Here is a 20,611-nt window from a genome sequence, read left to right on the forward strand (position 1 = left end):
GGCAGTGTCTTTTTGCATGCGCCCAGGCGGCCGCGATTATTTCTTAAACCACGATTCCACGATCTGGTGCGCAACGGCAGGCTCGCAGCCTCTCGCGATCAAATTCGCGACCGCGGCCGCTTCGCGCAGCGACTGCTCGGCAGAGGCGTCGCCCGCTTCTTGCAGGCTGCTCCGCACCCATGGTTCGATCGCCTGCAGCGTGTCGTTCATCAGATTGCGTTGATATGGATACGTCGGCGTTGGCGCCCCATACCCGGGTGCCGAAGGACCTGCAACGGCATATCCGCCGCCATAATACGGCTGTCCGTATTGCGGTTGCCCATAGTGCGGCGCTTGCCATGCCGGTTGAATACCCGCGTCGTTGCAGTCCGGATCTTCCTTGCCGTCCAACATATCGCAGCCTTTCGGCGGACCGAAAATAACGGATTCCTTGATCGGCGCGATCGCCTTCGCGTATTCTTCCTCGTTCACGCAGAATGCCCGATGCACGACGTCTTTCGCGCTGCGTATCAGATCAGCTCCGAACACGATATCCGGCGTCGGCTGATCGAAGATCGTCAGGAAATGCGTTTTGTCGCTAAGCGACACGATCCAGTGGAACCAGCCTTTGGGGAAGATCGACACTTGACCGGGCTTTAAGCGGTAGGTCATCAGTTTTTGCGTGAACGGATTGAATACCGACGTGATCAGCTCGCCGCAAATGACGAACACCATTTCGGTCGTGTTCGTGTGCCAGTGCGGATTGACCATCATGCCTTTGCTCATATGGGCGTTGAAAAAGCCGTTCTCGATCGCCGGAAGCTGCTCGCCGAACAATTGCGTAATGTAGTTTTTCGAATCGCGTTTCGCGTTGACGACTTCGGTCGAATCGCCGCTGAGCATCAGGCCTGGCGTTTTCAGTATGAAATTATCCATGGGTGCGGTTCCTCCCTGTGTAGGTAAACGTCCATTTACTGTATGCCTAGCCCGCCTAATGTGTCACATGTGAAAACCGCCGTGAACAATGGGCACATACCCGCTTCGCGCGCATAAGATGCGTACATCAGGATGTTCGCTCCTACCCCCATCGGAAAGGCAGGAATCGAAAGACCATGAATGCGAATGTGGATTTCACGTCGCCGGACGCGCGGTTTTTTTTCGACTTGACGAAAAACCAGACGACGAAGAAGGACGCGCAAAATTACATGAACACGCTCTCCATCAACCAGCTGAACACGCTCGGGAACGTCTCCTTGCTGGATATTTATTTGAGCAAATCCAATATCGTCGAGCCGCACGTCCATCAGAATGCGTCCGAGCTCGTCTACCTTGTCTCGGGCGGCGCGGTCGTCTCGCTGATCAACCCGTTCACGAAACAGCTAATCCATATCCCGGTTGCGCCGGGTCAAGTCGCCAACGTGCCGCAAGGTTGGTGGCACTATGAAATCGCGACCGAGGACAATACGCATATAATCGCGATATTCGATGCGCCCGTGCCGGAATTCATCGCGGGTTCGGATCTGCTGCGCCTCACGCCGGCCAGCGTCTTCGCGCATTCATACTGCCTGGATGAAACGAAGGTGAAGGAGACGCTCGCGCCGATTACCGATACGGTTGTCATCGGTCCGCCGTCCGGCTGCCATGCGGCCGCTCCCCACTCCCCTGCTCAGCCTCAACCGCAAGCGCACCGGAGCCCGCATGCGTACGATTATTACGGGCAGACGATCTCGCAGGCGGCGCATGACGCCAATGAACCTTCGGCCGTGCCCGGCAACGGATGGCAAGGCTGGCAGAAGCGGAATTCCTGGTAACCGAGCGGTTCGCTCGGGCAAGCATCCGCCCGAATCGGGCCGGATGCTTTTTTCGCGCCCGACATACATAAATCGATTGGATTGGAACACCCTAGAACATGTTGCACTACCGGAAAGTGCCAATCGCCCTTCCGGCTACACCATGTACAGGAGGCAATGCGAATGCGTCAAATCATGCTGAGGCCGGATTTAAGGACTGCTGGCGGCGAAGTCAGCGATATTCTGCTGGATGGCCGGTACGTCGGCACGCTTACGATCGTCTACCGGGAAGGCGACCGGGCTGCCGGCTCCGCCCAATTAGACGAAGGCGTGCTCCCGAAGTCGGACAAAAAAGAAGTGATCGCGTTCCTCCAGCAATATGTGCAAATGTTCAGCAATGCCGTGCTGGCCGAACACTGCGACGTGCTGATTACATACAGCGGCTATGACCGCATCGTCTCGTTTAAAGACGGTCTGGAGACCGATCTTGCGAACGGCTATTCTTCGTTTACGGACGAGTTCCCGACCGATGAACAAGATTTCGATGCGGACGATGATGAGGATGACGACGAGGAGCTCGAATACGAGTGGCAAAGCAGCGACGAGGACGTGAGCTTCGAGCTTGTCGTCATCGAGGAAGACGAAGAATCCGCCGAATACCATGTCTATGACGATAACGACAGCCGTGTAGCCAAGATCTATCTCGGCATCGAAGAAGGTCAGGTCAGCGGCGACGTCAACTGGAAGTACGAGCCGGACGAAGATGCCGTCTCTTTTATCACGGAGCTGATCATTCGCGACTTCGACGACAAACAGATGCACGGCTTCCAGCTGCGTCATCTGCACAAAGGCACGGTCATCCAAACGGCGGAAATGACGCCGGACGATGCGGACTCGGATGAGGACGAAGACGCCTTCAGCTGGCAGGCGGCGGACGATCTGTTCGAAGTCGTGCTCGTGCGCGACGACGGCGATGCGTTGACCTACGAGATTTACGACCCGGAAGAAGACGGTAACCACCCGATCGGTACCGCCACTGTCGACATTCACCAACGGAGGCTCAGCGGGTATATCGATTTTCGCGATCTGATTCAGGTCGAGAACGCCGCGGAGATCGCCGCGATTCTCATGCGCGAGCTAGATAAGGAACGCGACTACGACGGCTTGAATTTGTCGCTCATGCATCGGAACGAGCATCTCGACGATATCGTGATCGATAATGAACCGGTCGATGTTTAATGGCATGAAATAAATAATTTAATGGCGTTAATTACGAGAAAAAGCAAGCCCACGCAGCGGTTTTCGCCAAGTGAGCTTGCTTATTTCGTCTCTCGTGATCATCGCCAAAATAAACGGCGCAGGCTGTCCGCCCGCGCCGCCGTAATGGCTTGCCGTCGTTATTTCGTTCGCGCCAACGCCGCCATCGCTTCCAGCGCCGCCCGAATCTCGGCGTCCACCGCCTCGGCTACGATGTTCCGATGCGGGTCGTAGCCTTCGTCCACCGCGGTGGAATCGCCGTCGAGCGCCACGATCGCGCCCGCGCGGATGCCGCGCAGCGCCGCGATGACGTATAGCGCCGAGATTTCCATCTCGACCGCGATGACGCCGGCCCGCTTATACGTCTCGTGCGGCAGCTCCACGGCGCCGCTGAAGAACGCGTCGATCGTCAGCGTAATTCCCTTCCCCACCGCTCCCGGCGGATTCGCCGCCAGCGCGGCCGCGTATAGCGCATCCGTCACCTGGCTGTCCGCCGCGGCCGGGAAGCCGGGAGGCACCAGTTGGCGGGTCAATCCGTCTTCACGCGCGGCCGCGGTGCTGACGATCAAGCTTCCGGCCGCGTAAGATCCGGACAGCGAGCCGGCGGTGCCGACGCGGATGATCGTCTTAACGCCCGCCTTGATCAATTCCTCGAAGCACACCGCGGCGCCCGGGCAGCCGACGCCATGACTAACGACGGCGAGCTCCGCGCCTTTGTAACTTCCCTTGAACGAACGATATTCCCTCGTATGGCCGAGTTCGACCGCATCGTCAAGCTTCTCGGCGATAGCGGCCGCCCGGAACGGGTCCCCGCATACGATCGAAAGTTCCGGCACGTCCTCCGTCTCGATTTGCAGAATAGGCAGCAAAGCCATATCAATCGAACTCCTTTCGCGTCCACTCGTCTTCGGGAATCGGCAGCGCTTCGCCGGAGAACCGCTGCTCGAGGAACGGATCGGCCGTATTATGGAAGCCGTTGCGCTCCCAGAAGCCCGGCCGGTCCTCGATCATGAATTCGATGCCGCGCAGCCATTTGGCGCTCTTCCAGAAGTAGAGATGCGGCACGATCATCCGCAGCGGGAAGCCATGCTTGTCCGTCAGCGGCTTTCCGTCGTAGTTGAACGCGAGCAGCACGTCATCGCGCATGAGATCTTCGAGCGGAACGTTCGTCTCGTAATCCTCATCCGCATGCAGCATGACGTGCTTCGCTTGCTCGTCGATGCCCAGCAGCTTGGCGAAATCGCGGAAGCGAACGCCTTCCCACGCGGTATCGAATTTCGACCAGCGGGTAACGCAGTGGATATCGCACGTGACGCTCGCGCGCGGAAGCGCCAGCAGCTCGTCCATCGTGAACTCGCGCGGCTGCGCCACCGCTCCGAAGACCGACAACCGCCATGCCTTCAAGTCGTAGACGGGCACTTCGCCTTCATGCAGGATCGGGAATCGATCGGTCAGCATCTGCCCGGACGGCAGCCGGTGCCGAAGGTGCTCTTCGATTTGGACTTGCGGCTTTTTGCTTTTTTTGAGCCGTTCGGCTTTGTTGTGCATCGCTTAAGCCTCCAATCGTTATTTGCTGTCCAACCGGCCGGATTGGCGCAGATAGGATTTATCCTTGAAGAACAGCATGACGATAATCGTCATCGCGTAAGGGAACATCATCGTGAAATGCGTCGGCACCGAGAAGCTCTGCAGCCTCGTGCTCAGCGTATCGAGGAACCCGAACAGCAAGCTCGCGCCCATGACCCCGATCGGGTTGCTCTGGCCGAGCATCGTCGCCACGAGCGCGATGAAGCCGCGGCCGGCGGTCATGTTCTCGGTGAACAACGTGACCTGGCCGAGCGACAGCTGCGCGCCGGCCAGTCCGCATAGGATGCCGCTGAACACGATCGCGCCGTATTGGTAGCGTCGGACGGGCAGCCCGAGACTCTTGGCCGCGACCGGATTCTCGCCGACCGCCAGCAGCCGGAAGCCCATGACCGTGCGGAAGAGGAAGAACTGAAGCGCGACGACGAGCAGGAACGCCAAGTAGACGAGCGGCGTATGCCCGGACAGCAACTCTCCGACGACCGGAATATCTTGCACGAGCGGAATGTTCCACTTCGGAAGACCGCTCATGGCGCTGTCGCGGAACTGTCCCTTCACGCCGAAGATCGCGAACAGGCTGAACGCCGTAAGCCCCGTCGCCAAGAAATTGATGGCCGTGCCGACGACGATCGCGTTCGCCTGCAGGCCGATGACCAGATAACCGAAGAGCAACGATAGCGCGCCTACGCAAAGGCAAGCGAACACGACGCCGAGCAGGACGTTATCGAACCAATAATTGCCCAATATCGCGGTGAACGCCCCCGTTAACATCATGCCCTCGAGCGCCACGTTGAATATCCCGACGCGCGCGCACATCGCGCCCGCGAGCGCGGCGAGCAGCAAGGGCGCTACTTTCCATAACGTTGCGCTAAGGAGCGACCAATCAAGCAGCGTTTCCATCGGCACCCCTCGCTTTCCGCCGTTTCAGGAAGGAGAACGTGACCCTAGCCGAAACGAACAAAATCAAACTGGATTGAATGACGCTCGAAATCTCCAGCGGTACTTCGGTGTTGCGTTCCACGCCCATCGCGCCCGTCTGAAGCGCGGCGAGCAGAATCGCGGCAAGCGCCGAGCCGATCGGATTGGAACCGGCGAGCAGCGTCGCCATGATCGCCGACCACGCATAACCGGGAGATGTAATCATGTTGTCGATGTAACGATACTGCGTGCCGAGCACTTCGAATGTGCCCGCAAGTCCCGCGAGCGCGCCGCTGATCATCATGCTTGTCAGCATGAGCGGCCCGCGCTTCACGCCGCCGAACGCCGCGAACAGCGGATTGCTGCCCAGCATGCGAATTTCGTAGCCCTTTGCCGTGTAGGCAAGGAACCATGCCAGCAGCAGCGCCGCGAACACCGCGACGAGGAAGCCGGCATGCAGCGTCATGCCCGCGAACAGCTTGGGCAGCCATGCGGCGCTGTCCAGCATCTCCGTCTGTGCGCCGCCGGTGCCGCCCTTCTCCTTCAGCGGGAAGGCGACCATGTAACCGGCGGCGTACATGGCGATGTAGTTCAGCAGCAGCGTCGTGATGAGCAGATTCAACTTGAAGCGCGTATCGAGCCAGCCTGCCAACAGCGACCACAATCCGCCGGCCAGCATGCCCGCGATCGCGGCGGCCAATATTTTAATGAGTCCGTTGCCGGGTACGTAAATCGCCGCCAGCGCGGCGGCAAGCGCGCCCAGAATCATCTGCCCTTCTGCGCCGAGGTTGAAGAAGCCTGCCCGGAACGCGAGCGACACGCCGAGCGCGGCGAGAATGATCGGCGTCGCGCGCGTGAGCGTCGTCGTCGTGAAGTAGAAACTGCCGAACGCCCCTTTCCACATCTCCGCGTACGTGTCGATGACCGATCCGCCAACCGTCCAGATCGCGATCGCGCCCACGAACAGTCCGAGCGCGATTGCCATGAACGGCATGCCGAGCGCTTGCGCGTATTTGTTCCATCCGATGCGATTAATCGCGGCCACCTCCCGCCATCAACATGCTGATTTTCTCCTCCGTCGCTTCTTCGGCCGACAGCTCGCCGGCGATCTTCCCTTCGTACAGCACCAAGATCCGGTCGGACAACTTCAGAATCTCCGTCAGTTCCGACGAGACGAGCAGGATCGCGCCGCGTTCTTCGCGCCGCTTCAGCAGCGCGTCGTGGATCGTCTCCATGGCGCCGATGTCCACGCCGCGCGTTGGTTCGGCCGCGATGACGAATGGCGTGCCGTGCGCCATCTCGCGGGCGACGATCAGCTTCTGCATGTTGCCGCCGGACAGATGCTTCGCCTTCGTATCGAGCGAAGCCGTCTTGACGTTGAACGATTTCACCCATTGCGATACCGTGTCGCGAATTTCCGTTTTGCGCAAAATGCCGCGTCGGCTGAGCGATCCGACGTGGCCCATCAGGCCGTTGTCCGCCACGCTCTCTTCCTTCGCCGCTCCCCATAGGTAACGGTCCTCGGGTATGTGCGCGAGTCCAGCTTGGCGAAATTGAGCAGCATCCTTGTTCGTCACGTCCGCGCCGGCCAGCGCCACGCGTCCCTCGTCGACCGCGCGCAAGCCGGATACTGCTTGCAGCAGCTCCGACTGGCCGTTGCCGGACACGCCCGCGATGCCGACGATTTCGCCGGCTCTTACCGTGAAGCTGACATTATCAAGGAGCGGCTTGCCGCCTTTCGGTCCGCGCACCGTCACTCGATCCACCGCGAGTACCGCTTCGCCGGCGTTCGCCGCCTTCCGCTCGAACGGCGCCAGCTCCCGGCCGACCATCATCCGCGACAGCTCGGCCGCGTCGGTATCCGCCGCGTTCACGGTGCCCGTTACTTTGCCGTCCCGCAGCACGGTAATCCGGTCCGCCGTGCCCAGCACCTCGTGCAGCTTATGGCTAATGAGGATGAAACTGATCCCCTGCGCGGCCAGTCTCCGGATCGCCCGGAGCAACCAGTCTACCTCGAGCGGCGTAAGGGCTCCGGTCGGCTCGTCGAGTATAATCAGCTTCGCCCCCTGATTCAGAACCTTCAAAATTTCGATCCGCTGTTGTACCCCGACCGGGCAATCGGCGACTTTCGCGGAAGGGTCGACGGGCATGCCGTATTTCTCCGACAACGCGCGCACGTGTTCGGCAGCCGCCTTCCGATCGAATTTCCCGCCAGACTTCGGTTCGCGGCCGATGACGATATTTTCCGCCACGGTGAACGACGGGAACAGCATGAAATGCTGATGGACCATGCCGATCCCTGCCTTGATCGCATCGGACGGCGCCGTGAACGCCCGCGGCTCGCCTAGTATCCGGATCTTTCCTTCTGTTGGTTGCTCTTCCCCGTACAGCATGCGCATGAGCGTCGACTTGCCCGCCCCGTTCTCGCCGACCAGCGCGTGCACCTCGCCTTCGCGCAGCGAGAAATTGACGCTATCGTTCGCGGTCAGGCCGCCGTACCGCTTCGTAATGCCTTCCATCTGCAGCAGCATCGCTCCAGCCTCTCCTCTCCGAGTAGATTCCGCCCTTCGAATCTTATCCTGTCCGTCTAAACATAAACCTTCTTAAGACGCGAGAAACCGGCTGCTTGTCGGCAACCGGTTCAGTACGCGTATTACGATCGATTATGGGGCTAGCGGGTTCTTGACCGTTACCGCGCCGGATACGATATCGTCGCGGATTTTCTTCAGCTTGTCCACGTTCTCCTGCCCGACGAACGGGCTGAGCGGCGAAGAAGATTCCGCCGTGACGAACGTGATGCCGACGCCGTTTTCTTTCAGGCCGTAGCTGATCGAGCCATAGGTGAAGTTGCCTGCCGCGAAATCTTTCGCCGTTTCGTACGTGACGGTATCGGTTTCTTTCAATTGAGACAGGACGACGTGCTCCGGATCTTCGCCCGTGCGGTCGGTATCTTGACCGGCCGTGTAGAAGCCCTTCTCCTTCGCCGCTTCGAATACGCCGGAATCGCCGACCGCGGACATGCCCGCGACGAAGTCAGCGCCTTGCGATTGCTGCAGAAGCGCCAGCTCCTTCGCTTTGGCCGGATCCGTGAAGCTGCCGACGAAGTTCACGAGGAACTTGGCGTCGGGCTTGACCGATTTCAGGCCTTGATCGAAGCCCGACGTGTATTTGCCGAGCAGCGGCACATCCATCGCGACAACCGCGCCGACCGTGCCCGTCTTCGTGGACAGACCTGCCGCCGCGCCGAGCAGATAAGCCGCTTCGTGCTCGCGGAACTCGATGCTGCGCACGTTCGGCGCGTCCACGACCGTATCGATGATCGCGAACGGCTGGTCCGGATTTTCCGTCGCCACTTTCTTCAGCGCATCCGCTGCGGAGAACGCGGCGGTAATGATCAGATCGTACTTCTCGGCAACCGCGGCGCGTAGGTTCTGCTCCACTTGCGTCGGGTCGGCCGATTCGATGACCTTCGTCTCCAGATTGAACTCGGCAGCCGCCTTATCCAACCCTTCGACCATTTGGGTAAAGAATTGATTCACGCCGATCTTCTCCGGCGTGACGAGCACGACGCGTTTCTTCGCTTCGCCGCTGTTGGCGGCACCGTTCGCGCCCTCGGCCGCATTGCCAGCGTTGCCTGCATTACCCGCGTTGTTGTTCGCGTTGCCGCCGCAAGCCGACAAGACGACGGTAAGCGCGAACAGCACGAGCGTCAAGACTGTCCATTTTTTCATGATGATTCTCTGTTCTCCTCTCATCTCTCTAAAGTGTCTAATGTATACTAATCTAGTAGGAAATAAACGGGATGTCAATGCTATTCCGTCTTTTATTTGCTGAATTTTGAGTCAAATTGTAAAACTCTGTCGAATTAGTTATAGGTTGCACAAAATCAAGGCGAAACGGCTATCGCCGTCTTTGCGGCGAGGCGCGTTTCGTTCCAGAGACATAGAGGCAAAAGTAACTGCGTGAAACTTATACTTTCCAATATGTCCATAAAAAAACACCGGCTCTGGGTGAGCCGGCATTCCTTTTACTGGAATAAACTGTGCATGCAGTCGACGAACATTTTGTTGTATTCATTGCGCGTCAAGTCCCGGCTGCACGCGATGTCGCGTCCGAGGAACTCATACCATGTGATGACGATGTCGTCCTTTTTGTAGACGAATTTGCCGTTCGTCAGCGAGAACGTCTCGTTGTCGATCGGCGGCACGTTGCCGTAATCGAGCGTCTCTCCCCGTTTATCCGCGGCCATCTGCGCGAGCAAAATCAACATTTTGAACGGATCGTCGAAAATTTCGTACTGCTGCTCCGCCATTAGCTCCCACTCCTTCTTGTCTGTTTCCCAAATCTTACTTCAACGCGCGGCGGCGCGAAACGGGAAAACGCAAAGTGATGATATTTTCGAAGAAAGTCAGGAGAATCACGAAGATTCCGGGCTGGCAGACACTAGCCCGCCGGCGGCGAGAAGCCTTCTTCGGCCAAATATTGTTCCGCTTCTTCGACCGTCTCGAACGCGGACTCCAGACTTAAGCCCGAATAGACGTACCACAGCTCGTCCTCGTATTTGACCAGCAGCTTCTGGCCTTCGGCGTTCGTCCAAGTCTGCTCCTTCTTCGCGCGCTTCCGGCTGCGCTTGGACGGAACCACCGGCTCCTCCTCCCGAACGGACAGCGACGCGATCGACTTCTCGATCCACGATCGGATCTCGTCTTCGCTCAGATCGCGCAAATTGAGGAATCCTTTGTCATCGACCGGCGCGCCGTCGACCAGACCAGCGTAGATGTAGCCGTTCCCGTTGCGGTGAAGGTGAAACACGACATTCTTCTTATCATATAAGCTGTCTTCAAATTGGAAATTAATGCGCCCAAGCGATACATCCTTGCGGACGAGCTCGGGGTATGAGGAGATGATGTCGAGTTTTTGTTCGAATGTAAGCATTAGCGGCCTCCGGCGTTTCAAGTTATGGGCTGATTATAGCATGGCTTCCTCACGCGCACCAAACTTCAACCGAAACCAAGCAGGCCATGAGGAATCGCCGAAACGACGCCGCTCGCATACATTGCTTAACAAGGCGGTGCAATCGAGAGGAGACGATCATCATGTTCACGCCCAATCCGGGACCCCTGCCGGGCAGCAGCTGGACGGTTCAACAAAAAGCGATGGCGCTCATCGGGAGGACGGCCGGGTTGTCCCTGCGCAACGGGCAAGGCGTCACCGGCGTGGTATGCGGCGTTCAAGGCGGAGAAGTATATGTCATGCAATACTTGTATGCCCGTCAATTCGCGACGTTTCACTATCCGTTACAAGACGTATCCGACATCTTGCCGTTCCCGGGATGCGGGTAGGCCACGAGAATGCGGGGATAGGACAGGAAGGTAAGCTTCGGACGTCGACGCTAAGCGTGGTTAGTTTAGTTAGCGCTTGCAACTAAATGATACGTATTGTATCTTTTAATTGAGCCTATGAATCTATCATTGATCAGGCCATTCAAACGTACGCGAGGTGCTCACATGCTGCTCAATTGGACCGTTCGATTGCCGATGCGGACGATGGCCCTGCTTCTGATCGCATTCGGATTCACCGATGCGCTGTTCACGGATATCGGGCTGCGCATGCGATTAATCGAAGAACTGAATCCGCTGGTCAAAGCCATCTACGAATGGAACGTGTGGAGCTATTACGGTTGGAAGCTGGCCATCCCGTCCGTCCTCCTGCTGCTTCTCCCCCGCTTGCAGCGCAAACGCTGGCTCTGCGTCCTTCTCCTTGTTGCCACGATCATTTACGCCGCGGTCAACGTCTACCATCTGTTCTGGGTATCGCTCGCCATTCAGGCTTTATAACGGTTTACGAAACTTTACGATCATTAATGCCGAAAATAGCGAAGAGCCCTGCCAATCGGGAGGGCTCTTGTCGTTATGCGCGTTTAGATCGATGTCTCCGAAGGATGCTCCGACTCGACGAGCTGCGCGGCGCTCGCGTTGGCGCGAACCTGCTCCGGATTTTTGCAGCCGGGGATAACCGCCGTCACGGCCGGGTGGCGAAGGCACCAAGCAAGCGCCCATGCGGCCATGTCGACGCCCGCCGGCACTTCCTCGCGGGCGATACGCTCCACTTCGCGCAGCTTCGCCTCCGTCGCCGCCGCGTCGTGACGATGCCGCACGTCGGTCGCGTCGAATACGGCGCCCGGCTTGTATTTGCCGCTCAAGTAGCCGCTGGCAAGCGGTACTCGCGCGAGCACGCCGAGATTCTGCTTCTGGCAGGAAGTGAACACTTCTTCCTCGGGCACGCGGTCGAGCCGGTTATACACGACTTGAATCGCCGCCGAGCCGACCTTCGTCGACGCGTCGGTCTGATGGATGTTCGCGTTGCTCCCGATCGACGTGCCGAGATGGCGGATTTTGCCCGCCTTCACCTGCTCGTTCAGCACGTCCCACAGCTCCTCGTTATCGAAGACGGCATCGGGGCCGGAATGGAATTGGTACAGATCGATGTAATCCGTCCGAAGCGCCCGAAGCGACGCATCGAGCTGCTGAATGACGTCCGCGGCCGCGAACTTGTCCGTGCGGGTGAACCGCTCGTGGAATTGATGGCCGAATTTCGTCGCCACGATCCATTTGTCCCGCTCCCTGCGAGATAGATAACTGCCGATGAAAGACTCCGAGAGATGATCCCCGTAACATTCCGCCGTGTCGATCAGGTTGATCCCCTGCTCGGCCGCTTCGTCCAGAATCGCGTCGACTTCGTCTTGCGCGAACTGCATGCCCCACTCGCCGCCGAACTGCCACGTGCCGACGCCGATCACGGATACCGGCATTAAGGTTTTGCCTAACGTACGATATTTCATTGGAAACTTCATCCTCTCTACACGGGTTTGTCCTAATTAAATACGATGCGGACAGGAGAAGTCAAAATTGCTTCATGCCATTAACGATCTTCGCGGATAACGGCTTCGGCGACGAGCTGGCCCGAGGCGGCCACCATCGGCGTGCCGCCCCCTGGATGCGTCGTCCCGCCGACGAACCACAGACCGCGCAGCGAACCGCGGTTCGAGGGTCTCGCGAACGTCTGCGACGGGCGGTTCGACGAGATGCCATAGATCGCGCCGCGGTAGGCGGATGTATCCTTCGCCAGATCCGCAGGCGTGTATAACGATCGGAACTCGAGATGTTCGCGCAAATTCTGCATTCCGCAAGCCTCCAGCCGACTGATAATTCGATCTGCGACCGCCTCTTGCCGATCCTGCCAGCTCCATTCCTCCGTAAGGTATGGCGCATTGGCCAGGACGAACAGATTGCTCGCCCCTTCGGGCGCGAGCCCGGCTTCGGAGTAACTCGTATTGCAAATGTAGAGAGCAGGCTCCCGCGGCGGACGTTGTTCCCGGAAGATCGCATCGAATTCTTCGCCGTATCGCTCGGGAAAGAATACCGTGTGATGGCGAAGCAGCGGATACGTCTGCTTGACGCCGAGCAGCATCGCAAACCCGGATAACGACGGCTCATAGCGCCGTATTCTTGCATCCGTCATGGCCGGCCGGTCCTTCGCGACGATCAGATCGCGATTCACCGACAGGACGTCTCCGTTGGCGATGACGATGTCGGCAGGCAGAAAGCCGATGGCCGTCTCTGCGCCCGTTACCCTGCCGTTCGTGGATGCGATGCGTTCGACTCGGACGGAAGTGCGAATATCGACGCTAAGCTCCAATGCAAGCCGCTTCAACCCGAGGACGAGCGCGTACGTGCCGCCTCGAACGCCGTACACGCCGTGCCGCTGTTCCGCATGCGCGAGCATCGCGAAGATCGCGGGCGCCCGCTCGGGATCGGAACCGACGTAGGTCGCATATCGGCCGAAGAGCGCTTTGGTATAAGGATGCCGGAAATAGCGGTTTAGCAAGCCGGCGTACGTTTCAAAGGGCCGCGCTTTGGCGAACGCGAACGCGAGCGACGGCGACGCTTTGTCCTGCCAAGAGGCGAGCAGGCGATTCAGAAAATGCCGCTCCGAAAGCCGGTACAGCCGTTCGGACTCCTGCATGAACGAACGGTACATTTTGGCGTCATGCTCGCTGTAGACCGCCATTTGCGCTTCCATCGCTCCGGCATCCGTCGAGAAGTCGACGATCGTGCCATCTGGAAAATAGTGTCGCGTACCTTCGGCAATCGGGTAGAAGTTTACATAATTATTGATATGTTTACCGACTTGGCGGAAGATCGCTTCGAAATGATGGATCATCGTTATCGTGCTCGGTCCGCGGTCGAACGTATAGCCGTTTCCTTCGACGCGCTGAAGCTTGCCGCCCACTTCGTTCTGCTGCTCCAAGATGGTGACGCCATACCCGGCCGCCGCCAACCGAATAGCCGCCGACAAACCGCCGATGCCCGCTCCGATGATGATGACTCGTCTGCTCACTCGTACCGCCGCCCTTTCCATTCATAGCCTACGCCTCTCGCCGCGTCTCGCCAGGAAGCGAGCGCGATCCCGATCAGCGCGGCAATGCCAGGCGGAAGCAGCAGCGCATGAGGCAGCGGCTGCCTGCCTCTTCGGTCGACAACGTACTTCAGCGCAACGCCAAGCAGCGTTCCGGCGGAAGCGCCGGTCATCCAATCGACTTGGCGTGTCAGGACGGACGCCGCAAGCGCAGCAGGCGGCAGGACATACAGCGCGCCGTAGAACAACATGATCGCGGTCAACAGCCATCCGTTCCTTCCCGTTCCCGCGTATATGTTCTTCCTGTATCCGGACCATACGGAAGCGCCGTCCGCGTACATCCGCATATATACGTACGCGCTGATATCGACCAGCGAGACGGGCAGCTTCGCTTTCTTGAACGCGCGCGCAAGCTGCATATCGTCGACGAGATGATTCGGATTCGCCGCATGTCCGCCCGCTTCTCGGTAGCTGTCTGCATGGACGAGCATGAAGGCGCCGTGCGCGGCGACGAATTTCGGATCGTCGGAGCCGCGCACGAACCGGATCGGTAGATGGCAGGCAATCGTGAAGTTCATGAGCGGCACGACGAGCCGCTCCAGCCACGTGCGGGTCACCTGTCTAGGAAACCCGGTGACGAGCCCCTGCCGCTGAATGAGCGCTGTATCCATGGCGGCCGCGAGAGCGCCATGCTCCAATCGGGCATCGGCGTCGAGGAACAGCCACCATTCGCCGCGAGCGGCCTGCGCGAGCTGATGGCAGGCGAAGGCTTTGCCGGTCCAGCCGTCCGGCTTGGGTATACCTGCGATGATGCTCGCCCGCCGATCGTCCAGCGCCGCTCTGCGGGCGACGGCCGCCGTGCCATCGCGCGACCCGTCGTCCAGAACGGTGACTTCGATGAGGGTCGAGGGCTCGGCCAAGACCGATTTCAGACAATCGCCGATGTTCGCGGCTTCGTCCCGCGCGGGAATGAGGACCGAGAACAGCGGAGCGGAATTGCCCGGATCGTTGCCATCAGCCAGACGCCTCCGCCCTTCCCCCGTCCCTCCCAGATTAGGCAGCGACGACAGATTCCAGAGCGCGAACAGAAGCTGGACCGCGACCAAGCCGGCTATGATCCAAAGAACGACCGCCATCCGGATTTCAGCCTCCTTCTCCACGACTCGTATCGAACGCTCGTCGAACGTCCGCTTCGCATAATGGGAACGAAATCGCGCAATTCGCCGTCCGGGTGAGCGATGGCTTGTTCCCGATGCGCGTCCAATTGCGCCTCCACGACCGTCCGCAGCAGCTCGGTCGCCGCCGCGCGCCCCATCGTCCGCCAGTCGAGCTCGATAGGCGGACCGAACCAGAGCGACGCATCCGGCCGTTGGTGCAGCGCCATGGCGTAATAGGCGGTCACCGGTACGACGACCGTCTCGTTCATCCGTTCCAGCAGCAGTGCCGCGCCTTCGCGGAAGCGAATCGGCCGTTCCTCGGCGTGGCGGATCTCGCCTTGTGGGAAGATCCATACCGGGTTTCCCTCGCTTAGCAGCCGGAGCGCGTAACGGAACGTGGCCGCCATCGCGGCCGGCCGGTCGCGATCGATCGGGAACGCGCCCAGCTTGCGGAAGAAGGCGAACGTGCGCAGTTGCCTCTCCTCCATGAGGATGAAGTGGGCATGCCGGGAGTATCGGCGAACGGCGTGGTACACGAGAAGTCCGTCCCACCAGGAGCTGTGATTCATGATGTACAGCACGGGACGCCCGTCAACGATATCCGGCCATCCGCGCATCCGGATGGAATGAAAATGCCTGCGCAGCAGGTAATGCTCGTTGTAGAGGGCGAATATCCGTTTAAACCAATCGCTGTTCGTTGCGCGCAGCATGCCGGAACGCTCCTTCCATGCCGGCGATGCCCGCCAACGCGATCGCGAATGCCGCGGTCAAACCTTCGCGCAGGGCGAGCAGTCCGAACATCAACAGCATCAGCTGCATGAGCCTCGCGGCTTCCCTCCGGATATCCGTCGGCACATGACGCAGCGGATACAGCAGCGAAGCGGAGGCCGCGATGAGGAACCAACTGACGAAGTTCTGAAGCGGTACGCCGTAGAACGTCATCCCCGCTCCCTCTCCCCACAGCCAGAATTGTCTCGCATGCGCGACCGGATCGAGCACCAGGTCGAGCAGCACCGTCCAACAGCCGGTCTCGAAGGCTCTGCCCAGCCTCGTGGAAGAAGCCGATAGCAGAACGGCAATCGTCAAAATCCCGACCCACGCGAGCGCGATCGTCAGCGGCACGCCGACGAAGCGGATGCCCAAGATCGGCGTGTAGGCGTAGCCGCCGAACGGGAATCCGGTCACGACGCCGATTCGCTCGATGACGAACGTCAAGATGCCGACCGCTAGCGCCCTGCCGTACATCGCGCGCGGGCTCTTCTCCAGCTTGGATTCGATGCTTAACGCGTAAACCGTGAAAAAGACGAGAAACAAGCCATTGGAGAAAGACAGCGCGGAGGGAACGCCGACCGTAAGCATGAGCGCAAGCCCAATCGCGTACCAAATGAGAAATAACGGCCGAATGATGCTCACGAGACGGCGTCGTTATCGCGTCGATCGGCGATTCCCGCGTATTTGGCTTTGAGCCGGGCGTACATGCCCAGCATGGCGGCCGGACCGACGACGGCCCGTCGGTGGAACACCTGATAGCGATTGACCCTGACTTCATCGAGAATGCCGCGATAGTAAGCGGCCGCGAGCTCGATCGCGAACGCACTGGAGGCCGGATAGCCGTCCAGTTGCGCCAGACCGCGCGCGAACCAGCGATCCGCCAGCGCGGTTAGGTCACGGATGATCGCGCGGAAGGCTTCGTTGATCTGCTTCGCCTTGAACTCCTCTTCGCCGTAGCCGTGCTGCGCGAGCAGCGCCGCCGGGACGTAACGCCGGCCGCGGTTCATGTCTTCGCCGATGTCGCGCACGATATTGACGATTTGCATCGCTTGGCCCAAATAGATGCCGGCCGCCGTCACTTCCGGACCGGGTTGGTCATGCAGAACGGGAAGCAGCATTTCCCCGACGGTCCCGGCGACGAGATAACAATAGCGCTCAAGCTCCTCCATCGTCGAATAATGCGTCAAGCTCAAATCGAGCCGTTGCCCCTCCATCTGGCGATAGAACGGCTCTTTCGATAACGGGAACGCGGCGAACAACCAACGGAGCGCCGGCCATATGAAATGCCCGCTTGCCCGATGCAACTCCTTTAAATGCCGCTCCAGCTCATCCAAGCTATAGGGCGACTTCCACGGCTCGTCGATGGAATCGTCGATCATCCGGCAGAACGCGTAGATGACGTAGACCGCTTCGCGTCGCGGGCTCGGCAGATGACGGAACGCGTTGTAGAAACTTTTGGACCCCTGCGCGATCGCTGCCTCGCAGCTGGACAAACATGCGGCGATCTCCATGATTACGCCATCTCCTTTACGATATGATTCGCGAGCAGCCGGGCGCCCTGCATGACGATCGGCACGCCGCCGCCCGGATGGGTCGAAGCTCCGACCGCGTACAAGTTGGCGACGGGCAGCGGCGCCAGCTGCGGCCGGAACACCGCCGACTGCGCAAGTAGCGGCGCGATGCCGAAGCTGCCCCCGCCGTACAAGCCATCGGCCTCGGCATCGCGCGGCGTCCGGATCTTCATCCAGCGCACGGCGGCGCGCAGTCCGGGGAAACCGCGCCGCTCCGCTTCTTCGATGACCCGCTCCGCAAGCGGTCCCGCCTCGGCCTCCCAATCGACGTGATCCGAAGACGGTACCGGCACGAGCATGTACATGACGCTCTCTCCTTCCGGCGCGGCCGAATCATCGATGGCCCCCGGATAGAAGCAGTAGAACGACGGCTCATCCGGCACGCGTCGTTCCGCGAACACTTGCCGTAGCGTGTCGTTCAGACGGGGAGGCAGAAAAAATTGATGAACGGAAGCTTCCGGCCAGCGCTTGTTCAACCCCAAGTAGACGAGCAAGCAGCCGGAGGAAGGCTCATACGCCTTGACCAACTTATTCGCTCGTTGCGGAAGCAAGCGCGAGATCCCGGGGTAATCGCCGTTGAACACCACGGCATCATGCGTGATTACCTTCCCCTGCACCCGCACGCCGCGGCAGGCGCCATTCGAGGTCAATAGTTCCTCTACCTCGGCATTCAACCGGATGCGAACGCCGCGATCGGCCAGCTCGCGCGCCAATAGATCGGCGAGTCCCGCATAGCCCCCCTTTAAGTACCACACGCCATACGCATGTTCGGCATACGGGATAAGCGAATAGAGCCCCGGCGTTCGGGACGGCGCGCCGCCGATATACAGCGTTTGGAGCGAGAAGGCATCGATGAGACGTTCGTCGTAGAAGTAGCTTGCCGCCAGTTTGCGCACGCTCTTGAACGCGTGCAGTCGGGCCAGCAGCTTCAAATTGCGAATGCGGAAGAAATCGCGCTTGCGCAGGAACGGCCGGTCGAGGAAGGCCGGCTTGCCTTGGTCGTAAACGTTCGCCATATCCGTCATGTAACGCTCGAAACCGGCCGCCTCGCCGGGAAAATGCCGTTCCAGCTCCTCGATTTGACGCGCCTTGTTCTGATATTTGTGCAAAATCGTGCCATCGGCATAATGAATGCGGTATAGAGGCTGGCAGGCGGCAAGCGGAATACGGCCGCGTTCGATACCGGCTTCTTCCAATATGGAAAGCAGCAATTCCGGCAGCAGGACGATGGTCGGCCCCTGGTCGATCCGGTAGCCGCCGCCCTCCTCGTAAGCCAGCCGGCCGCCCAGCTTGGCGCTGCGTTCGTAGATCGTGACGTTCATGCCTTGTCTGCTCAGCAGCAGCGCCGCGGTCATGCCGCCGACGCCGCCGCCCACGATCGCGATGTCCATCGAAGCTTTCCTCCTCTATGAGTTGCGGGTCGCGCGCAAGAAGCTTCTGCGCGAACTCCGATCTTGTTCCATGAGTAATTCCGCCGAGATTCGCGCGGAGGAGAAAATGGTAGGCAGCCCGCTGCCCGGGTGCGTACCGCCGCCGACGAGCCAGCAATTGCCGACATCCTCGAATCGGTTGTGCGGCCGCAGCAGCATCATTTGATCGAGCGTATGGGCTAGATTAAAGGTAGCGCCCAAGTAAACGTCATGTTCGTCGCGCCATTGCCGCGGCGTAATGATCGCCTCGGTCTCGATCCGGCCGCGGATGCCTCTTAGCTCCGGCTCCAGTTCCATTCGCGTCAGCATCGCTTCGCGAACGATCGCGCTTTGCTCCGCCCAATCGATGTCCGCCGTCAAATTCGGAACGGGCATGAGCGCGTACAATGCCGTCTTCCCTGCCGGCGCGAGCGTCGGATCGTGCAGCCCCGGATTGTGGATATAAATGGAGGCATCCTTCGATAGCACGCGGCTGTTCATGATGTCGCGGACATTGGCGCGATAATCGCTTGCGAACAGCACGTTATGGTGCGGCATGCGAATCTTTTGATCAAGCCCGAGGTAGAGCATGTAGGTCGAACAGGAATATTTCTTCTTCGCGACGCGAACCGGCTTGTGCTTCTTCAGATCGGACGGGTCGAACAGCTTGTGAACCGCCGTGGCGAAATCCGCGTTCACGACGATATGGTCCGCCTCGATGCGCTCGCCGTCCTCCAGCAGCAGACCGGCCGCCACGCCGTTCTTGACGATGACTTGCGCGACGCCGCGCCCCAACTCTACCTTGCCGCCGTATTCCTCCATGACGCGCCGCATCGCTTCGCATACCTGGTTGACGCCGCCGATGGGATGATAGAGTCCGTATCGATGCTCGAGATAAGACAGAATCGTGAACGTGCCGGGACATTCCCAAGGAGACATCCCCAAATACTTGGCTTGAAACGTAAACGAATACTTTAACCGTTCGTCGTCGAAGTATCGGGACAATCGGTTGTATACGCTATCGACGGCGTTCAATCGCGGCAGCGCGGCGAACACGTCGCTTCGGGCATAATCGCGTAGTTTGCCGAATGGCCGCATGAGCAGCGGGGATATCCGATCGAACTTAAGCCCTTCCTCTCGCATGAACCGCCGATAGCCGGCCCCGTTGCCCGGAAACAACCGTTCGATCTCCGCTTCGGTGCGATCCATATCCGTTGAGGGCGTAAATTCGAGATCTCCGAACTTCAGGCGATACAGCGGGTCCAGCTCGACGAGATCAACGTAGTCGCACAGCGATCGCCCGACGGATTGGAACAGCTCTTCGAGCAGCGACGGATACATCAGGAACGTCGGTCCCCGGTCGAAGGCGTATTCGCCGAGCTGCAGGCGCGATGTCCTGCCGCCCACGTAAGTCTGCTTCTCGTAAAGGGTCACCTGGTAGCCTTGACCGGCGAGCAGCATGCCAGCGGCCAAGCCGCCGGGTCCCGCGCCTATTATAGCCACATGACCTTGTTTCACGCGGTACCTCCTTTGCTTCGTGGCATCGTGCATCACAATTATATCTACCCGAAGGTAGATATTTAAAACGTAATTTAAAGCGCAGCATGTTCGCCCCCCAACACCCGTTCATTGGCTCCAGGGCAGCGCGAATAGCTCCGCTTGTATGGCAGACTGTATGACGCGTCGCATAACGCTTCTCTCCATGCGCAATGCGCGAACACGGCTCATACACCTATGCACCATCTATACATTAACTA

The 20,611-nt window shown here is 59.5% G+C and carries 21 protein-coding genes; 4 read left to right on the forward strand and 17 right to left on the reverse strand.

Annotated elements, in window-relative coordinates:
- Nucleotides 1-36: 36 nt before the first annotated feature.
- Nucleotides 37-915: a cupin domain-containing protein gene (locus BCM02_RS02995; RefSeq protein WP_148927544.1), complete on the reverse strand. Its 879-nt coding sequence runs from the start codon at nt 913-915 to the stop codon at nt 37-39.
- A 176-nt stretch (nt 916-1,091) separates the two neighbouring features.
- Here BCM02_RS02995 and BCM02_RS03000 point away from each other — a divergent pair, with 176 nt between their 5' ends.
- Nucleotides 1,092-1,790: a cupin domain-containing protein gene (locus BCM02_RS03000; RefSeq protein ID WP_148927545.1), complete on the forward strand. Its 699-nt coding sequence runs from the start codon at nt 1,092-1,094 to the stop codon at nt 1,788-1,790.
- Nucleotides 1,791-1,952: 162 nt separating this feature from the next.
- The gene (locus tag BCM02_RS03005; RefSeq protein ID WP_148927546.1) at nt 1,953-3,008 is read left to right on the forward strand and encodes a hypothetical protein; all 1,056 of its coding nucleotides are present in this window, start codon (nt 1,953-1,955) and stop codon (nt 3,006-3,008) included.
- Between the two features lie 158 nt (nt 3,009-3,166).
- Here BCM02_RS03005 and BCM02_RS03010 read toward each other — a convergent pair whose 3' ends face one another.
- The 8 genes from BCM02_RS03010 to BCM02_RS03045 form a co-directional block, all read right to left on the reverse strand.
- Entirely contained in the window at nt 3,167-3,901 is a 735-nt protein-coding gene (locus BCM02_RS03010) for a nucleoside phosphorylase (protein ID WP_148927547.1), read from the reverse strand.
- 1 nt (nt 3,902) lies between these two features.
- A complete protein-coding gene (locus BCM02_RS03015) occupies nt 3,903-4,574 on the reverse strand; it encodes a sulfite oxidase-like oxidoreductase (protein ID WP_148927548.1) in 672 nt (223 codons plus the stop codon).
- A gap of 18 nt (nt 4,575-4,592) precedes the next feature.
- Nucleotides 4,593-5,510, reverse strand: coding sequence for an ABC transporter permease (locus BCM02_RS03020; RefSeq protein ID WP_148927549.1), 918 nt, complete (start codon nt 5,508-5,510; stop codon nt 4,593-4,595).
- Nucleotides 5,494-6,522 carry an ABC transporter permease gene (locus tag BCM02_RS03025; protein ID WP_148927952.1) on the reverse strand — a complete coding sequence of 343 codons (1,029 nt, stop codon included), beginning with the start codon at nt 6,520-6,522 and terminating at the stop codon, nt 5,494-5,496. Before BCM02_RS03025 ends, BCM02_RS03020 begins: the two co-directional genes overlap by 17 nt.
- A 37-nt stretch (nt 6,523-6,559) precedes the next feature.
- Nucleotides 6,560-8,059 (reverse strand): ABC transporter ATP-binding protein, encoded by a 1,500-nt coding sequence (locus tag BCM02_RS03030; RefSeq protein ID WP_148927550.1) that lies wholly within the window; start codon nt 8,057-8,059, stop codon nt 6,560-6,562.
- A 132-nt stretch (nt 8,060-8,191) separates the two neighbouring features.
- Nucleotides 8,192-9,259 (reverse strand): BMP family lipoprotein, encoded by a 1,068-nt coding sequence (locus tag BCM02_RS03035; RefSeq protein WP_148927551.1) that lies wholly within the window; start codon nt 9,257-9,259, stop codon nt 8,192-8,194.
- A 296-nt stretch (nt 9,260-9,555) separates the two neighbouring features.
- Nucleotides 9,556-9,840 (reverse strand): hypothetical protein, encoded by a 285-nt coding sequence (locus tag BCM02_RS03040; RefSeq protein ID WP_148927552.1) that lies wholly within the window; start codon nt 9,838-9,840, stop codon nt 9,556-9,558.
- Between the two features lie 131 nt (nt 9,841-9,971).
- Complete coding sequence (locus tag BCM02_RS03045; RefSeq protein ID WP_148927553.1) at nt 9,972-10,463, reverse strand: hypothetical protein; 492 nt, start codon at nt 10,461-10,463, stop codon at nt 9,972-9,974.
- Between the two features lie 161 nt (nt 10,464-10,624).
- On the opposite strand from BCM02_RS03045, the gene BCM02_RS03050 reads away from it, so the two are divergent.
- Nucleotides 10,625-10,870 (forward strand): hypothetical protein, encoded by a 246-nt coding sequence (locus BCM02_RS03050; protein ID WP_148927554.1) that lies wholly within the window; start codon nt 10,625-10,627, stop codon nt 10,868-10,870.
- Between the two features lie 165 nt (nt 10,871-11,035).
- Nucleotides 11,036-11,365 carry a DUF5658 family protein gene (locus BCM02_RS03055; RefSeq protein WP_148927555.1) on the forward strand — a complete coding sequence of 110 codons (330 nt, stop codon included), beginning with the start codon at nt 11,036-11,038 and terminating at the stop codon, nt 11,363-11,365.
- 83 nt (nt 11,366-11,448) lie between these two features.
- Here the strand turns inward: BCM02_RS03055 and BCM02_RS03060 are convergent, their stop codons facing one another.
- The 8 genes from BCM02_RS03060 to BCM02_RS03095 all read right to left on the reverse strand — a co-directional run bounded on the left by BCM02_RS03060 (nt 11,449) and on the right by BCM02_RS03095 (nt 20,405).
- Nucleotides 11,449-12,369 carry an aldo/keto reductase gene (locus BCM02_RS03060; RefSeq protein WP_148927556.1) on the reverse strand — a complete coding sequence of 307 codons (921 nt, stop codon included), beginning with the start codon at nt 12,367-12,369 and terminating at the stop codon, nt 11,449-11,451.
- Between the two features lie 80 nt (nt 12,370-12,449).
- On the reverse strand, nt 12,450-13,928 hold the full coding sequence (locus BCM02_RS03065) for a phytoene desaturase family protein (protein ID WP_342791293.1): 1,479 nt from the start codon (nt 13,926-13,928) through the stop codon (nt 12,450-12,452).
- Entirely contained in the window at nt 13,925-15,082 is a 1,158-nt protein-coding gene (locus tag BCM02_RS03070; protein WP_148927558.1) for a glycosyltransferase family 2 protein, read from the reverse strand. The genes BCM02_RS03065 and BCM02_RS03070 overlap by 4 nt, the downstream gene beginning before the upstream one ends.
- The gene (locus BCM02_RS03075; RefSeq protein ID WP_148927559.1) at nt 15,058-15,813 is read right to left on the reverse strand and encodes a lysophospholipid acyltransferase family protein; all 756 of its coding nucleotides are present in this window, start codon (nt 15,811-15,813) and stop codon (nt 15,058-15,060) included. The genes BCM02_RS03070 and BCM02_RS03075 overlap by 25 nt, the downstream gene beginning before the upstream one ends.
- A complete protein-coding gene (locus tag BCM02_RS03080; RefSeq protein WP_148927560.1) occupies nt 15,782-16,516 on the reverse strand; it encodes a carotenoid biosynthesis protein in 735 nt (244 codons plus the stop codon). Before BCM02_RS03080 ends, BCM02_RS03075 begins: the two co-directional genes overlap by 32 nt.
- A complete protein-coding gene (locus BCM02_RS03085) occupies nt 16,513-17,385 on the reverse strand; it encodes a phytoene/squalene synthase family protein (RefSeq protein ID WP_148927561.1) in 873 nt (290 codons plus the stop codon). The genes BCM02_RS03080 and BCM02_RS03085 overlap by 4 nt, the downstream gene beginning before the upstream one ends.
- 2 nt (nt 17,386-17,387) lie before the next feature.
- Nucleotides 17,388-18,836 (reverse strand): phytoene desaturase family protein, encoded by a 1,449-nt coding sequence (locus tag BCM02_RS03090; protein WP_148927562.1) that lies wholly within the window; start codon nt 18,834-18,836, stop codon nt 17,388-17,390.
- 15 nt (nt 18,837-18,851) lie between these two features.
- Entirely contained in the window at nt 18,852-20,405 is a 1,554-nt protein-coding gene (locus BCM02_RS03095; RefSeq protein ID WP_148927953.1) for a phytoene desaturase family protein, read from the reverse strand.
- Nucleotides 20,406-20,611 lie beyond the last annotated feature (206 nt).

The organism is Paenibacillus methanolicus (assembly GCF_008124765.1).
Classification (GTDB): Bacteria; Bacillota; Bacilli; order Paenibacillales; family Paenibacillaceae; genus Paenibacillus_Z; species Paenibacillus_Z methanolicus.

Excerpts from the sequence above, each read along its gene's own strand:
- BCM02_RS02995 (WP_148927544.1), bottom strand. The coding sequence starts at position 915 with ATGGATAATTTCATACTGAAAACGCCAGGCCTGATGCTCAGCGGCGAT.
- BCM02_RS03000 (WP_148927545.1), top strand. The coding sequence starts at position 1,092 with ATGAATGCGAATGTGGATTTCACGTCGCCGGACGCGCGGTTTTTTTTC.
- BCM02_RS03005 (WP_148927546.1), top strand. The coding sequence starts at position 1,953 with ATGCGTCAAATCATGCTGAGGCCGGATTTAAGGACTGCTGGCGGCGAA.
- BCM02_RS03010 (WP_148927547.1), bottom strand. The coding sequence starts at position 3,901 with ATGGCTTTGCTGCCTATTCTGCAAATCGAGACGGAGGACGTGCCGGAA.
- BCM02_RS03015 (WP_148927548.1), bottom strand. The coding sequence starts at position 4,574 with ATGCACAACAAAGCCGAACGGCTCAAAAAAAGCAAAAAGCCGCAAGTC.
- BCM02_RS03020 (WP_148927549.1), bottom strand. The coding sequence starts at position 5,510 with ATGGAAACGCTGCTTGATTGGTCGCTCCTTAGCGCAACGTTATGGAAA.
- BCM02_RS03025 (WP_148927952.1), bottom strand. The coding sequence starts at position 6,522 with ATGCCGTTCATGGCAATCGCGCTCGGACTGTTCGTGGGCGCGATCGCG.
- BCM02_RS03030 (WP_148927550.1), bottom strand. The coding sequence starts at position 8,059 with ATGCTGCTGCAGATGGAAGGCATTACGAAGCGGTACGGCGGCCTGACC.
- BCM02_RS03035 (WP_148927551.1), bottom strand. The coding sequence starts at position 9,259 with ATGAAAAAATGGACAGTCTTGACGCTCGTGCTGTTCGCGCTTACCGTC.
- BCM02_RS03040 (WP_148927552.1), bottom strand. The coding sequence starts at position 9,840 with ATGGCGGAGCAGCAGTACGAAATTTTCGACGATCCGTTCAAAATGTTG.
- BCM02_RS03045 (WP_148927553.1), bottom strand. The coding sequence starts at position 10,463 with ATGCTTACATTCGAACAAAAACTCGACATCATCTCCTCATACCCCGAG.
- BCM02_RS03050 (WP_148927554.1), top strand. The coding sequence starts at position 10,625 with ATGTTCACGCCCAATCCGGGACCCCTGCCGGGCAGCAGCTGGACGGTT.
- BCM02_RS03055 (WP_148927555.1), top strand. The coding sequence starts at position 11,036 with ATGCTGCTCAATTGGACCGTTCGATTGCCGATGCGGACGATGGCCCTG.
- BCM02_RS03060 (WP_148927556.1), bottom strand. The coding sequence starts at position 12,369 with ATGAAATATCGTACGTTAGGCAAAACCTTAATGCCGGTATCCGTGATC.
- BCM02_RS03070 (WP_148927558.1), bottom strand. The coding sequence starts at position 15,082 with ATGGCGGTCGTTCTTTGGATCATAGCCGGCTTGGTCGCGGTCCAGCTT.
- BCM02_RS03075 (WP_148927559.1), bottom strand. The coding sequence starts at position 15,813 with ATGCTGCGCGCAACGAACAGCGATTGGTTTAAACGGATATTCGCCCTC.
- BCM02_RS03085 (WP_148927561.1), bottom strand. The coding sequence starts at position 17,385 with ATGGAGATCGCCGCATGTTTGTCCAGCTGCGAGGCAGCGATCGCGCAG.
- BCM02_RS03090 (WP_148927562.1), bottom strand. The coding sequence starts at position 18,836 with ATGGACATCGCGATCGTGGGCGGCGGCGTCGGCGGCATGACCGCGGCG.
- BCM02_RS03095 (WP_148927953.1), bottom strand. The coding sequence starts at position 20,405 with ATGCACGATGCCACGAAGCAAAGGAGGTACCGCGTGAAACAAGGTCAT.